Here is a 15,073-nt window from a genome sequence, read left to right on the forward strand (position 1 = left end):
TGTGGCATTCGCCATGCGAGAGTAGGACACTGCCAGGCACCCAATTAAACGGTGATGTGAAGAATTACATGACCGGCTGCGAGGATGACACCTCAGAATAAGCGGCAAATGATTTAGCGAAAGCTAACCGAATGCGGAGCGGTAGTTCAGTCGGTTAGAATACCGGCCTGTCACGCCGGGGGTCGCGGGTTCGAGTCCCGTCCGCTCCGCCACTAAATTGAAAGGCCTTCCCTATTGGGAAGGCCTTTTTGCTACCTGACATTTACCCAGTCTCTCATCCTCAGTAGCAGGTAGCTTGGTTGGGTTATCACCCATCCCTACGGCAATCTCCGCCCTATAGAATGGCATTCATGCTTCATTCGTGGTCACACATATAGACAGTTCAGGGATGACTCAACAATCTGCCTGGCTGAGCAGAAGTCAGTGGCCATCGTTACCTGGAGTTAGTCGCCAGGAAATATCCTGGCTTGTTGGTTGCGGCTGATCTGCTGCGTTCTGAGGGCCTAGTGGATGTCGCTGAGCATAGACGAGGGAGGGCGCAGGAAAGGTAAGGTGCGCTACTGTGGCTGAATCTGATGGGGTTATCCAGGATGCAGAGGATATCTGGTAAAAGCGTGATGTTGTAGGACCGCTCAGGCTGATTCCATTTTCTGTTGTGTCGCGAGCATGGGGTGCACAAAGAAAAGGGGACAGCAGATGCTGTCCCCTCAAGTCATTTCGTCCATTCCCTGAACTGCCATGCTCCCTGCAATCCTTGACGCTATCCTTTCCTTTGGAAATTCCCCTTCCCAATCCGTTGGGGTGTCCTGTGGCCTTCCTAGCCTGGCAATCTGTCCTGATTGCTTCACCCTCTCCTTCCTGGAGGTGTCCATTACCACATCCCGTGGTGTTCCTGCGTCATTCTGACTGATAACCATCCTTGCTATCACGCTTCATCTTGAAGCTGTTCCTGACCGCGTCTTGCGGTGTCCTTTCATCCTTGATGAGCGACAATCCGTGCCACTCAACCTCATCCCGAGGTATCCAACTACCGCATCCTGCGGTTGTCCTGTCGATCCTTGTGATAACCATCCTGGCTATCAACCCCATCCCGAGGTGTTCCTTGCCCACATCCTGCAGGCTATTCCTTGTTTATGCGCTGTTTCTGCATCCTGCCGAATCAGCTCGTCCTTGTGAGACCCATACTAAGGCAATTACGGGCTCGAACAAGGTGTGCATTCGGCTTGGGTTCCGTGACATGCGGTGCAGAAATGGGCTTGTGTGGAATATTATCTACGTTTATCAGTTACTTAGATAGTTTCCATGGAAAGCATACCCAGTGCGGGATGGCTTCACGTACGGTTCAACACTGAGGGGTCTTACAGGGGGAATGGCAGATCTCTTACAAGCAGAAATCGGTAGGAAAACGATGGTACAGCCGCTTCAATCAGGGGTGTAAGAGTTCAAAATTAATTGAATACTTATGCTTTAAAAGTAGACAAAAGCCGAGATAAATCTCGGCTTTGTATTGTCTGCTGGTTTCTTTAGCTGACCCTTGTCCCAGGAGTCGGGTAGGCCTTGCGCAGTGATTCGGGTGCAAGTACCTCCAGGTTGCCGCTCATGTTGTTCAGCCAGGAGCGGAACTCGGGCGTATCTTGCACTTCGGTCTCCACCACCACGCTGCGCTTGTCGTAACGGGTCATACGCGGGTTATGTCCCGGGATTTGTCCATCGATCAGTGTCGGGCAGTTGGCATCGATGCGCCCGACGAAGCGGATCGGACCGCTGACGTCCTGATAACCCTGGTCGCGGATCAGCTTCTGGATATTGAAGTCCTTCGGCTGGGTCGCGCTGAAGTTGGTCAACTCCACGTTCTTGATGTGATCGAACGGAATGCCGTAGACCTTGGGATCCAGCTCGGACAGGGTACAGAGCAGGATGGGGCCATCGGGCTGGTTCAGGATGCCGAGGGGATTGATGCGGTCATAGCAGAGCCAGACAGTACGCTCCTTGATGACACGCTGGATCTCGGCGCTGAACTTGCGGCCACGCCAGAGGGCGTCGCGGATCAGGGTGCTGCGGCGGATCTCCGGATTGCCGGCGAAGGGGCGAGGTGACTGGTGCACGCTCTCCAGCCAGCGCTCGGCCAGTTCGCTCTGGCTGTCGCGGATCACCTGACCAGCCTTGTCGATCAGCGGGTTCAATTCGGTCAGCACGCTTGCCGGCAACAGTTGGCTCGCCTGGTCGCTCCAGGTTTTCAGGGCCACTGCCAGCGAGAGCGGCATGATGTTGGCAAAGTCATTGAGACCATGGCGCTCGAAGCACCAGCCATGAGGCTTGCTGCGCTCATCGGAGGTGAGGTCGAACAGTCCCATGCCGGACATCTCTTCCAGGTCCCGTTGCACGGTACGGAGACTGACGTGAATGCCTTCCTCTTCCAGTTTTACCTGGAGTTGGCTGGCGGTCAGCTTGTAAGGGCGGTGCGGGATGCAACGCGCCAAGGTCAGTTGTCGTAACAGCTTCTTACTCATGGTGCATGCCTTCACTGGTTTAGCGTTGAGTGTATCCTAGCCATGGCCTGCGACAGTCTATGTCGCAAGTTTTACTGCGACAACTGTCGCCATTTTCATACATGAAGAACCAAGCTGTTGATAAATAAGATAAAATAACAAGTTAAAGGGGTTGTTTGACCCTTTTTTTATTGAAAACAAGCCTTGCGAGAATGCTCGCGACCTGGGTGACTGGAAGGAAATGGAAGCAATATGGAGGGGGAGGTGGGAAGGAGGTGAGGGACGGGCCCCCACCTCGACACGTCGTTACGCCAGCCAGGACCAGGCTGATTTGGTGATGGCTGCGCCCACCATGTAGCCGAATACTGCGAGAGCGGCCACTCCGGCCACCAGCTTCTGGCCGCGGGCAGGACGCTTGAGCGCCATGACGCCCAGGCCGATGTAGATCACCAGGGCAATCAGCTTGGCCATCAACCAGGGCTGCTGGCCAGGGCTCATCTGCAGGGTCACCGCCAGCAGCACACCAAACAGCAGCAGGAAGGTGTCGTTGATGTGGGGTAGCACCTTCAGCCATTTCTGTTGCAGCCGCCCGCTGCCCGCCAGCGCCAGGCTCCAGCGGTAGAGGAAGAGCAGCAGGCTGACCAGGGCCAGGGTCATGTGAAGGTGTTTGAGCATGGGGTAATAGGCAATCATGTTGCTTCCTTGTCGTTGTCGGGCAGACCGCTGTTCCATTGATGGGCGTGGGTACGCTCCTGTCCTTCCTGATCGTCTTGCAGCAGGTCGGAGAGGATGTCGCGGTATTGCAGGCTCTTGTTGATATAGGTGTGCTCGTCGTCCAGGTAGTTGACCTGTTCCCGCAGCAGCCGGTTGTCATACTGCTTGAACATCTGCCCCGCACGCCAGGCCTGATTGGCCCTGAATCCCAAGAGGGTGAGTGCTTCTACCCCAAGATCCACGGCCGACCCCAGGGTTTCGCGGTGCACGCTGTCTATCCCGTGGCGCAGGATCTCGTGGGCATGGGGTCTGTCCTGGGCACGGGCCAGTATTCTGAGGTGCGGGAAGTGCTTTTTCACCATCTCGATCACTTCGAGGGAGGTGGCCGGGTCATTGAGGGAGAGCACCAGCAGTTTGGCCTTGTGGGCGCCGGCCGCGTGCAGCAGGTCGAGTCGGCTGGCATCCCCATAAAACACCTGGTAGCCGTACTTTCTCAGCATCTCTATCTGGCTGGCATCCTGCTCCAGGATGGTGGTGCCAATACCATGGCCGTGGAGCAGGCGCCCCACTATCTGACCGAAGCGACCGAAGCCGGCGATGATGACCGGGTGTTCCACCAGCTCGGGCTGTTCATGTTCGGGGGTGTCACTCTGGTTGCGGTAGTCGAACCAGGGCTGGATCACCCGATCGTTGAGGATAAGCAGCAGCGGTGTCAGCGCCATGGAGAGGGCGACGACCAGAGTCAGCAGTGAGATGGTGCTGCCCGGCAGTACCTTGTTCTGGGCGGCGAACGAGAACAGCACGAAGGCGAACTCCCCGCCTTGGGCCAGGGCCAGGGCGAAGGTCCAGCGCTGGTTAGGGGAGAGGCGAATGACAAAGCCGAGCCCCATCAGCACCAGCCACTTGAGCACCATCAGACCGATCACCAGTGCCGGGATCAACAGGGGATGGGCGGCAAAGAGGCTGAAGTCGATGCCGGCACCCACCGACATGAAGAAGAGGCCGAGCAGCAGCCCCTTGAACGGCTCTATGTCTGCTTCCAGCTCGTGGCGGTATTCGCTGTCCGCCAGCACCACGCCGGCGAGGAAGGAGCCGAGGGCGGGGGAGAGACCGACGGATTCCATCAGCACGGCGATGGCGATCACCAGCAGCAGGGCGGCAGCGACGAAGATCTCCCGCATGTGGGACTGGGCGATGGCGCGAAACACCGGCCGCATCAGGTAATGGCCACCCAGCACGATGCCGGCGATGGCGGCCACCACCAGCAGGCCGTGCTGCCAGCCTGCCAGCTCCGAACTGCCGCTGCTGGCGACCGGCGCGATGGCCAGCAGCGGCAGGATCGCCAGGATGGGGATGACGGCGATGTCCTGGAACAGCAACACCGCAAACGCGGAGCGGCCGCTCTCGCTCTGCATCAGTTTGCGCTCCTGCAGGCTCTGCAGCACGATGGCGGTGGAGGAGAGCGCAAGAATAAGACCGATGGCGAGCCCCTGCTGCCAGGGCAGACCCAAAAGATAACCCACCCCGGTCAGGGCGACACTGGTGAGCAGCACCTGCAGACCACCGGTGCCGAGGATGGGCCCTTTCAGTTGCCACAACAGGGCCGGGCGCAGCTCCAGACCGACCAGAAACAGCATCAGCACCACCCCGAACTCGGCGAAGTGCATCACGTCTTTCTGCTCGCCCACCAGACCAAGCAGGAAGGGACCTATGATGATCCCCGCCAGCAGGTAGCCAAGGACAGAGCCCAGCCCCCACCGCTTGGCCAGCGGGACGGCGATCACCGCCGCCGAGAGGTAGATCAGGGCGTCAAACAGCAATCCATGTCCCATCAGCGGCTCCTCCTTAACATGATGAATGCCGGTGAGGGCTGGCCGGGCATGCGCCCGGATCGAGTGTGTGTCATGGGAGTACCCCCAGCAGATCGCGCAGATAGGGGCTCTCGGCCAGCTGGGCCGGGGTCAGCTGCTCGTCACGCAGGGCGCACAGCAGTTGGCGATAGTCCTGGCCGCAGCGGCGCAGCGCCTCGGGATCCTCGAGTTTGTGGAAGGAGTGCAGCACGAAAGGGGGCAGCCAGCGCATGCCGCACAGCTGTGCGGTCTGCTGGAAGGGGAGCAGGAAGTCGAGCAGCGGGCGCTGGTTGTAGCCGGCGCGGCAGTAGGACTCCGGGCCGCCCCCCGTGGTGATGGCGCTGAGCCACTGCTTGCCGCTGAGGGCGTGGGCCTCGGGGCCGTAGGCATAGCCGTACTCCAGCACCAGGTCCATCCACTCTTTCATGATGGCCGGGCAGGAGTACCAGTAGAAGGGGTGCTGGAAGACGATGATGTCGTGCTCCGCCAGCAGGGCCTGTTCCCGTTTCACGTTGATGAACATATCCGGATAGCGCTGGCAGAGATCGTGCAGGGTGATCCCCTCCAGCCCCTCGATGGCGTGCAGGAGTTGCTTGTTGGCCCGGGAACTCTGCAGCGCCGGGTGTGAAAAGATGACCAGAATGCGTTTCATGGGATTCCTGAAGAGGGTCTGCTGCCGGCACATGCGACAGATTGTGAGCTGAAACGTTATCAAGAAGCTCCCTGGCCCGCCAGTTCCGGGATCAGTGCGCGCAGCGCCGGATTCAGGGTCTGGTGGGCGGGGTAGCAGAGGCCGATGCGGCGGAACATCCGGGGGCCGCTCACGGGCAGGGTGCACAGGCCCGCTTCGTCCTCCACCAGCCCGTCGGGCAGGAAGCTGATGCCCACACCGGCCAGCACCAGCGCCATCACCAGCCCTTTGCTCTCGGCCTTGGCCACCAGATTGAGGGTGAGCCGGTCACAGGCCAGCAGGCCTATGGTTTGCTGATGGGCTTCGCAGGGGGGACACTCAATGAAATCATGGTGTTGCAACTCAGCCAGCTCGATACGCGCCCTGCCCGCAAGAGGGTGTCCCCTGGGAACGCACAGCACGTACTCCTCTTCCCAGAGCGGCAGGAAGATCTCGTCCTCCCGGCGCAGGGCATCCAGGGTCAGCCGGCAGTCGGCCGGGGTGCCGTAATCGGAGAGGGTGAGATCCAGCTCGGGCAGTACCCCCTGCACCCGCCGAAGCAATCCCGCCAGCCGACGGCGGCTGAGGTCGGGCATGATGGCCATGTTGAGTCTCGCACGCGTCGCCTTCTGGCGAAACAGAGTCGGCAGGCGACGCGCCTCTTCCACCAGCTTGACGGCGTGGGGATAGAGATAGTGGGCCGGATCCTTCGCTTCCACCCCCTTCTTGCCCCGGATGAAGAGGCTGTCCCCCAGGCTCTCTTCAAGCTGGCGAAGGCCGGCGGAGAGGGAGGGTTGGCTCACGTGGCAGCGGGCTGCCGCCGCCGTGATGTTCTTCTCTTCATAGATGGCGATGAAGAAGCGCAGCAATCTCAGGTCCAGCATGGGGATACCATAGTTAATTCAGATGATAACCAGCGGAAAACTATATTTATCGCCGATGGATGTAGCGACTATAGTGACTGGGTCCCGTGCTGGCCAGCCCTTGTTTGACGCCCATTTCAACGCATCAGAAGGAAAACTCCATGTCCAAGTCCCTCGTGGTGATCACCGGCGCGTCCGCCGGGATCGGTGCCGCCATTGCCCGCGCCTTCTCCGCCGCCGGCCATCCGCTGCTGTTGCTGGCCCGCCGGGTCGAGCCCATGCAGGCGCTGAACCTGCCCGATACCCTCTGCATCGGGGTCGATGTCACCGACACCGCCGCCATGAAGGCCGCCGTGGCGCAGGCGGAGGCGCAATTCGGCCCGGTGGGATGTCTGGTCAACAATGCCGGCGTCATGCTGCTGGGACAGGCCGACGTGCAGGATCCCGCCGAGTGGCAGCAGATGCTCAACATCAACGTGATGGGGGTTCTGAATGGCGTGCATGCGGTATTGGCCGGCATGAAGGCCCGCCGCAGCGGCACCATCATCAACATCAGCTCCATCGCCGGTCGCAAGACCTTCCCGAACCATGCCGCTTACTGCGCCACCAAGTTCGCCGTTCACGCCCTGACCGAAAATATCCGGGAAGAGGTGGCCGATGTCGGCGTGCGGATGGTGACCATCGCTCCGGGCGCGGTGGAGACCGAGCTGCTCAGCCACACCACGGACGAGCGCATCAAGGCGGGCTATCACGACTGGAAGGATCAGATGGGAGGCGTCATTGCACCCGAGGTGATCGCCGACGCCGTGCTCTACGCCTGGCACCAGCCGGCCAACGTCTGCGTGCGGGAGATCGTGCTGGCAGCCACCCGTCAGCAACCCTGATGCAAACGGGGGAGGGGTTGACCCTCCCCCTGGGCCAAGGGTTACCATAGGCCCTCTTTCGTCATTGAGTCGTCTCATGGTCCTGACCCGTCGCCAACTCGCTCGCGCCCGCCGCTGGCTCCCCCTGTGGAGTCTGGTGCTGGTGCTGATGTCGTTTGGCAGCCGTGCGGCCACCGATCTCTGTACCCTGACGCCCCATTGCAGCCAGAGCGAGCGTACCCTGGAAAAAGCCATGCCCTGCGGCAGCTTCACCTCGGCGCTCGCCATGACGGTGCTCACCAGCGACAGCCTGACGGTTGCCCGGCTTGAGCCCGACAGGCCGACATTCCTCTCTCCCTCTCTGTTCATGCCGGAGGCGCCCCTGGAGCGTCTCGAGCGTCCGCCCCGTCACCACGGCTGAGTCGAGTTTCCCTTTCCGGGCATTTCTTCTTAACCGAGGTGAGATATGTACAAGTCCCTGTTACTGGCCGTGCTGGCCGGTACCGTCAGTTTTTCTGCTCTGGCAACCGGGCAGATGACCGTCTACAAGTCCCAGTATTGCGGTTGCTGCAAGACCTGGATCAAGCACATGGAAGAGAACGGCTTTGAGGTCAAGGTCGTGGAAACCGAGCAGCTTGACCCGATCAAGCAGCAGCATGGCATCACCCCGCAGCTGGCCTCCTGCCACACCGGGGTGGTGAACGGCTATGTGGTGGAGGGGCATGTGCCCGCTGCCGACGTGCAGAAGCTGCTCAAGGAAAAACCGGCGATCCGCGGTCTGACCATTCCGGGGATGCCCCAGAGTGCGCCGGGCATGGATATTCCGGGTCAGCCCTATCAGGTGCTGAGCATCAGTGACGAGGGCGCGACCAAAGTCTGGTCGAGCTACCCCGGCTGATGGATGCTGACCGTGAGCAGACACACTTCCATCATGTGAGGCACACCTGAGCGAACCCGTGTCGCTCACGGTCAGGGAGGAGGGCCGCCATCGCGAGATGGCGGCCCTTTTTCGTCGATTTGGGGGGGAATGTCCGGGGAGCCCTTGCAACCCCGGGCGACAAGGGGCAGATTGATCGCCAATTTTTATTTTCTCAGGGACGCTTTTCCCACTGCCTGCCGGTGTGCCGTCTGGATGCGTGCAGCACCAGCGGGAGGGGCGGCCCTGTGACAGCGCAAAGGATGCGACATGTTCACCTTTTCCCGGGGGTTGCTGCTGGCTTGCCTGCTTGCTGCGCCCTGTTCCCATGCCAACGAAGAGTCCACCATGCCTACAAGCGATACTTCCACCCAGCCTGTCATTGTCCCCCCGGTGGCTGCCAAGCACCCCCATACCCTGAAAAAACACGGGGACACGCGCGTCGACAACTACTACTGGCTGCGTGACGACGAGCGGCAGAAGCCCGAGGTGCTGGACTATCTCAAGGCCGAGAATGCCTACACCGAGGCCATGCTCGCACCGATCAAGCCGCTGCGCGAGCAGCTCTACAAGGAGATGGTGGCCCGCATTCCCCAGCAGGACGAGTCTGTCCCCTATGTGAAGAACGGCTACCGCTATCAGACCCGTTACGAGCCGGGCAAGGAGTACGCCATCTACTCCCGCAGCAAGGTGGAAGGGGACGGGGCCTCCGCCCTGCTGCTGGATGGCAACCAGCGCGCCGAAGGCCACGAGTTCTATGCCCTCGGGGCGCTCGAGGTGAGCCGCAACAACCGCTGGCTGGCGGTGGCGGAAGATTATCTCTCCCGCCGTCAATACAGGATCCAGTTCCTCGATCTGGAGAGCGGCGCCTGGGCTGCCGACACCCTCGAGAACACCTCCGGCAACCTGGTGTGGGCCAACGACAGCAAGACGGTCTTCTACGTGCGCAAGCACCCCAAGACTCTGCTGCCCTACCAGGTCTATCGCCACGAGCTGGGCACGGATCCCGCGAAGGATACCCTGGTCTACGAGGAGAAGGACGACTCCTTCTATGTGAGCCTCTACGCCACCACCTCGGAAGATTTCATCGTCATCTCCCTCTCCAGCACCACCACCAGCGAGGCGCGCCTCATTGATGCCAATGTGCCGGGCCAGACGCCACGCCTGTTCCTGCCCCGTCAGGTGGATCACGAATACAGCCTGGATCACTACCGCGGTCGCTTCTATGTGCGCTCCAACAAGGACGGCAAGAACTTCGGCCTCTATGAGACCAAGGAGAGCCCGGTGGATCGCTGGAAGGCGGTGATCGCCCCCAATCCGGACGTACTGCTGGAGAGCTATGCCCTGTTCAGGGACTGGCTGGTGCTGGAGGAGCGCAGCCAGGGGTTGACCCGGTTGCGTCAGGTCAACTGGCAGAGCGGCGAACAGAAGGAGATCGCCTTCGACGATCCCGCTTATGTCACCTGGCTTGCCTACAACCCGGAGCCGGACACCAGCGCCCTGCGCTATGGCTACTCCTCCATGACCACGCCGTCCTCCACCTATGAGCTGGACATGGACAGCGGCAAGCGGACTCTGCTCAAGCAGCAGCCGGTGGCGGGCTTCGTGCCTGCGCAATATGCCAGCGAGCGGCTCTGGATCACCGCCCGTGACGGCGTGGCCGTGCCGGTGTCGCTGGTCTATCGCAAGGACAAGTTCAAGAAGGCAGGGGGTGGTGCAGGCACCAATCCCCTGCTGGTCTACGGCTATGGCTCCTACGGCGCCAGCATGGACCCGGACTTCAGCAGCTCACGCCTGAGCCTGCTGGACCGGGGCTTCGTCTACGCTATCGCCCATATCCGGGGTGGCGAGGAGCTGGGCCGCACCTGGTATGAAGAGGGCAAGCTGCTCAAGAAGCAGAACACCTTCAACGACTTCATCGACGTGACCGAGGCGCTGGTGGCGCAAGGCTACGGTGCCAGGGATCAGGTCTATGCCATGGGGGGCAGCGCCGGCGGCCTGCTGATGGGGGCCGTCATCAACCAGGCGCCCCAGCTCTATCGCGGCGTGGTGGCCCAGGTGCCCTTTGTCGACGTGGTCACCACCATGCTGGACGAGTCCATTCCCCTCACCACAGGGGAGTATGACGAGTGGGGCAACCCGAACCAGAAGCGCTACTACGACTACATGAAGGCCTACAGCCCCTACGATCAGGTCAAGGCCCAGGCCTACCCGAATCTGCTGGTGACCACGGGGTTGCACGACTCCCAGGTGCAGTACTGGGAGCCAGCCAAGTGGGTGGCCAAGCTGCGTGAGTTGAAGACGGATGACAACCAGTTGCTGCTCAGTACCGACATGGAGGCCGGTCACGGCGGCAAGTCGGGCCGTTTCAAGGCCTATGAGGACATCGCCCTGGAGTTCGCCTTCATTCTGGAGCTGGCTGGCAGCAAGGCGTGATGGCCGGGCCCAAATGAAATCAGCTTGTTACCAAACCCCGTTCCGGCAGCCCCGGATCGGGGTTTTTGCATCTTGGCGACAAAAGCGTCATTAACGTCGTGTTTATGCTGTTCAGTAAGCACTTCGCAATATAACGGACCAGGTTTCTAATCCTTGCCAGTCAAGGGTTGCGAAAGAATCTGGGCGTGCTTTTTATTGCTTCCCTTTGATAGTTCATGTAATTAATCTGCCCTGAGAAATGAATGATCCGCTTCAAACTTCTCGCTATTTAAATCCGCCATTTTGCTGTTTTGTTTGATTTATGTTGGTGTTATGTGCTTAATCGGGGCGTTAATGCTTTTGAACTGACCCGTTTCTGGTCAGATCACCTCCGATCGGCATGACGCTGATTATCTCACCGCAGGATGATGGTGGCTTTTGGAAGGGCGCGTGCCGCTCGACCATTTCCTCGTACGAGGTCGTATAGGCGAACCCAGTCTTGATGCGGGTCTGTCTCATATTCTCCCGGGAAACGGGTGAAATAAATCAATGAAAAGGATGAAGAACATGAAAGGATTATCCTTGGCGTGCGCCTTGTCGGCGGCTCTGGTCGGTGTGTCGTTTGGTGGTCCGGTGCAAGCGCAGGAGCGCTTCGTGACCATAGGCACCGGCGGTCAGACCGGCGTCTACTACGTGGCGGGCCAGTCCATCTGCCGCTTCCTCAACCGCGGCGCCGCCGATCACCAGATCAAGTGCAACGCCCCGGCCAGTGGCGGCGGTGTTGCCAACGTCAACGGCATCCGCTCCGGCGAATTCAACTTCGGCATCATGCAGTCCGACCACCAGTACAAGGCGATGAAGGGCGTCGAGCCGTTCAAGGCCGAAGGTCCGATGGATGACATCCGCGCCGTCTTCTCCCTGCAGAGCGAAGTGTTCACCATCCTGGCCCGCAAGGACGCCAAGATTGCCAGCTTCGACGACCTGAAGGGCAAGCGCGTCAACATCGGCAACCCGGGCTCCGGTCAGCGTGACACCTTTGAAGAGATCATGACCGTGAAGGGCTGGGACAAATCCGCCTTCAGCCTGGTCTCCGAACTGAAACCCGCCGAGCAGGCTTCTGCCCTGGGTGACAACAACATCGACGCCATGAGCTACTTCGTCGGCCACCCGAACGGCGCCATCCAGGAAGCCTCCACCACCACGGACACCGTGCTGGTGCCGGTCACCGGCCCCGAGATCGACAAGCTGCTGGCCGAGAAGAGCTACTACAGCAAGGCCGAGATCCCGGGTGGTCTCTACAAGGGCAGCCCGAACCCGACCCCGTCCATCGGTGGCAAGGCGGTGCTCTCCACCAGCGCCAAGGCCGATCCGGAAGTGGTCTACCAGTTGGTCAAGTCCGTGTTCGACAACCTGGATCGCTTCAAGCGCCTGCACCCGGCCTTCGCGGATCTGAAGGAAGCCGACATGATCAAGGTGGGTCTCTCCGCTCCGCTGCATGAAGGCGCTGTGCGTTACTACAAGGAACGTGGCTGGATGTAATCCGGCTGCGTCTTCGGATGTGCCCCGGACTCGCTCCTCCTTCGGGGGAGCGAGTCTCATTTATTGCAGTACCTACAGAGTCACACTATGCAGCAAACACAACAACAAGGGGCGCTCTCGGCCGAGGAGCTGATCGCCCAGGACGTCGGCGCCAGGCTGCCCGTCGGCCCCATGAGCTGGATCATCGCGGGTCTTGCGCTGATCTGGTCCCTGTTCCAGCTCTGGATTGCCTCGCCGCTGCCCTTCTCCCTCGGCATCGGCGTCCTCAACGACACTGAAACACGCTCGATTCACCTGGCTTTCGCCATCCTGCTCGCCTACCTGGTGTTCCCCGCCATGCGCAGCTCACCGCGAGACAGGGTTCCCCTTGCCGACATCGCCCTCGGCCTCGTCGGTGCCGCCGTCGCCAGCTATCTGTTCGTGATGTACCAGGAGCTTGCCCAGCGTCCCGGCAACCTGACCACCATGGACTTCGCGGTGGCCTGCGTCGGCATTCCGCTCCTGCTGGAAGCGGCCCGCCGCGCCCTGGGCCCGGCCCTGGCGGTCATCGCCATCGTCTTCCTGGCCTACAGCCTGGCCGGTCCCTGGATGCCTTCCCTGCTGGCCCACCGCGGGGTGAGCCTGCATGCGCTGGCCAACCACCAGTGGATCACCACCGAAGGGGTGTTCGGCATCGCCCTTGGGGTCTCCACCAGCTTCGTCTTCCTGTTCGTGCTGTTTGGCGCCCTGCTCGAGCGCGCCGGTGCGGGCCACTACTTCATCCAGCTCGCCTTCAGCCTGCTTGGTCACCTGCGCGGCGGCCCGGCCAAGGCGGCCGTGGTCGCCTCGGCCCTGACCGGCGTCATCTCCGGCTCCTCCATCGCCAACGTGGTGACCACGGGCACCTTCACCATCCCCATGATGAAACGGGTCGGTTTCTCCAAGGAGAAGGCCGGCGCGGTGGAAGTGGCCTCTTCGGTCAACGGCCAGATCATGCCGCCGGTCATGGGGGCTGCGGCCTTCCTGATGGTGGAGTACGTGGGCATCCCCTATGTGGAGATCATCAAGCACGCCTTCCTGCCGGCGGCCATCTCCTACATCGCCCTGCTCTACATCGTGCACCTCGAGGCGCTCAAGCTAGGGATGCAGCCCATCGGCAACCGTCAGCCGCGCCCCTGGCTGCGTCGCCTGACCGGCTTCGCCTTCGGTGCCGCCCTCATCAGCGGCCTCTCCATGGCGGTCTACTACGGTCTGGGCTGGCTCAAGCCAGTGCTGGGTGACTATGCCCTGCCGGGGATCAGCGTGTTGCTGGCCGTCGCCTACCTGGGACTGCTGAAGATCGCCGCCAGCAACGCGCCGCTGCCGGCGGAAGACCCGGACAAGCCGCTGGACGAGCTGCCCGAGACCCGCGCCGTGCTGCTCTCCGGCCTGCACTTCCTGCTGCCCGTGGTGGTGCTGGTGTGGTGTCTGATGGTGGAGCGCCTCTCCCCCGGCCTGTCGGCCTTCTGGGGTTCGGTGATGCTCATCATCATCCTGCTGACCCAGCGACCGCTGCTGAACTGGCTGCGCACCGACGGCAAGCATGACTACGGCTCCTTCACCGATGGCGTGGTGGACCTGCGCGAGGGGCTGATTGCCGGTGCCCGCAACATGATCGGCATCGGCATTGCCACCGCCACTGCCGGCATCATCGTCGGGGCCGTCTCCCAGACCGGCGTCGGCCTGGTACTGGCGGATCTGGTGGAGTTCCTCTCCATGGGCAACCTGCTGCTCATGCTGATCCTCACCGCGCTGCTGAGCCTCATCCTCGGCATGGGGCTGCCGACCACTGCCAACTACATCGTGGTATCGAGCCTGCTGGCGCCGGTGATCGTCACCCTGGGGCAGCAGAACGGCCTCATCGTGCCGCTCATCGCGGTGCACCTGTTCGTCTTCTACTTCGGCATCATGGCGGACGTGACCCCGCCGGTGGGGCTGGCCTCGTTCGCCGCGGCCGCCGTCTCCAAGGGCGACCCCATCAAGACCGGGATCACGGCGTTCTACTACAGCCTGCGTACCGCAGCGCTGCCGTTCCTGTTCATCTTCAACACCGATCTGCTGCTCATCAACGTGGACTTCGCCCATGGCGTGCTGATCTTCATCGTGGCCACCATCGCCATGCTGATCTTCGCTGCCGCCACCCAGGGCTTCTTCCTGGTGAAGAGCCGTTGGTACGAGAGCGTGCTGCTGCTGCTGGTGGCTTTCACCCTGTTCCGTCCTGGCTTCTGGATGGATCTGCTGCACGACCCGTATCGCGACACCACCCCGGCCGAGCTGGTCCAGACCATGGGCCAGGTGGAGGCCGAAAGCACCCTGCGCCTGCGCATGGAAGGGGAAGATGCGGTGGGCAAGTTGCGCCGCTTCACCGTGCTGCTGCCGGTGCCGGAGGGCGCGAGCGGTGAGGACCGTCTGGCCAAGCTGGGGATCCAGACCTATGAGCAGGACGGCAAGATCCTGATCGACACCGTCACCTTCGGCAGCCAGGCCGCCGATCTGGGGCTGGAGATGGATCAGCAGATCCTGAGCGTCAAGGCGCCCACCGAGCGCTGGCCCAAGGAGCTGATGTGGCTGCCGGGCTTCTTGCTCTTCGGGGCCGTGGTCTGGCTGCAACGCCGCCGGGTCGCTCGACCCTGATCATCACCCAATAAAAAAGGCTATGTCCCAATTACGTGTTGCATGGGGCGCCCCAGCGCCTCATGCAAGCAACGTGGCACATTCACTTCCCGCCCGTAGCGC

At 61.3% G+C, this 15,073-nt stretch carries 11 protein-coding genes and 1 tRNA gene; 7 read left to right on the forward strand and 5 right to left on the reverse strand.

The annotated features are described in order from the left end of the window. Window positions 1–135 precede the first annotated feature (135 nt). A tRNA-Asp gene (locus tag AB5Y54_RS10525) sits at window positions 136–212 on the forward strand. 1,311 nt (window positions 213–1,523) lie between these two features. Here the strand turns inward: AB5Y54_RS10525 and AB5Y54_RS10530 are convergent. The 5 genes from AB5Y54_RS10530 to AB5Y54_RS10550 form a co-directional block, all read right to left on the reverse strand. Continuing rightward, window positions 1,524–2,510: a YafY family protein gene (locus tag AB5Y54_RS10530; protein WP_029313511.1), complete on the reverse strand. Its 987-nt coding sequence runs from the start codon at window positions 2,508–2,510 to the stop codon at window positions 1,524–1,526. A gap of 285 nt (window positions 2,511–2,795) precedes the next feature. Then, window positions 2,796–3,182, reverse strand: coding sequence for a SirB2 family protein (locus tag AB5Y54_RS10535; protein WP_039040394.1), 387 nt, complete (start codon window positions 3,180–3,182; stop codon window positions 2,796–2,798). Then, window positions 3,179–5,035: a monovalent cation:proton antiporter-2 (CPA2) family protein gene (locus AB5Y54_RS10540; RefSeq protein WP_010672573.1), complete on the reverse strand. Its 1,857-nt coding sequence runs from the start codon at window positions 5,033–5,035 to the stop codon at window positions 3,179–3,181. Before AB5Y54_RS10540 ends, AB5Y54_RS10535 begins: the two co-directional genes overlap by 4 nt. 70 nt (window positions 5,036–5,105) lie before the next feature. Next, on the reverse strand, window positions 5,106–5,705 hold the full coding sequence (locus AB5Y54_RS10545; protein ID WP_010672574.1) for an NAD(P)H-dependent oxidoreductase: 600 nt from the start codon (window positions 5,703–5,705) through the stop codon (window positions 5,106–5,108). A gap of 59 nt (window positions 5,706–5,764) precedes the next feature. Next, complete coding sequence (locus tag AB5Y54_RS10550) at window positions 5,765–6,607, reverse strand: LysR family transcriptional regulator (protein ID WP_041212185.1); 843 nt, start codon at window positions 6,605–6,607, stop codon at window positions 5,765–5,767. A 140-nt stretch (window positions 6,608–6,747) separates the two neighbouring features. On the opposite strand from AB5Y54_RS10550, the gene AB5Y54_RS10555 reads away from it, so the two are divergent. The 6 genes from AB5Y54_RS10555 to AB5Y54_RS10580 all read left to right on the forward strand — a co-directional run bounded on the left by AB5Y54_RS10555 (window position 6,748) and on the right by AB5Y54_RS10580 (window position 14,971). After that, entirely contained in the window at window positions 6,748–7,470 is a 723-nt protein-coding gene (locus AB5Y54_RS10555; protein ID WP_010672575.1) for an SDR family oxidoreductase, read from the forward strand. Between the two features lie 76 nt (window positions 7,471–7,546). Beyond that, entirely contained in the window at window positions 7,547–7,870 is a 324-nt protein-coding gene (locus AB5Y54_RS10560) for a hypothetical protein (RefSeq protein WP_039040397.1), read from the forward strand. Window positions 7,871–7,915: 45 nt separating this feature from the next. After that, a complete protein-coding gene (locus AB5Y54_RS10565; RefSeq protein ID WP_010672577.1) occupies window positions 7,916–8,347 on the forward strand; it encodes a DUF411 domain-containing protein in 432 nt (143 codons plus the stop codon). Window positions 8,348–8,635: 288 nt separating this feature from the next. Continuing rightward, entirely contained in the window at window positions 8,636–10,801 is a 2,166-nt protein-coding gene (locus AB5Y54_RS10570; RefSeq protein WP_368153702.1) for a S9 family peptidase, read from the forward strand. Between the two features lie 546 nt (window positions 10,802–11,347). Beyond that, the gene (locus tag AB5Y54_RS10575) at window positions 11,348–12,319 is read left to right on the forward strand and encodes a TAXI family TRAP transporter solute-binding subunit (protein ID WP_042865391.1); all 972 of its coding nucleotides are present in this window, start codon (window positions 11,348–11,350) and stop codon (window positions 12,317–12,319) included. A gap of 87 nt (window positions 12,320–12,406) precedes the next feature. Beyond that, window positions 12,407–14,971 carry a TRAP transporter permease gene (locus AB5Y54_RS10580; RefSeq protein WP_368153704.1) on the forward strand — a complete coding sequence of 855 codons (2,565 nt, stop codon included), beginning with the start codon at window positions 12,407–12,409 and terminating at the stop codon, window positions 14,969–14,971. The last annotated feature ends 102 nt before the right edge of the window (window positions 14,972–15,073 follow it).

Origin of the sequence: Aeromonas sp. s9 (assembly GCF_040907765.1) — a bacterium.
GTDB classification, from domain to species: domain Bacteria; phylum Pseudomonadota; class Gammaproteobacteria; order Enterobacterales; family Aeromonadaceae; genus Aeromonas; species Aeromonas caviae.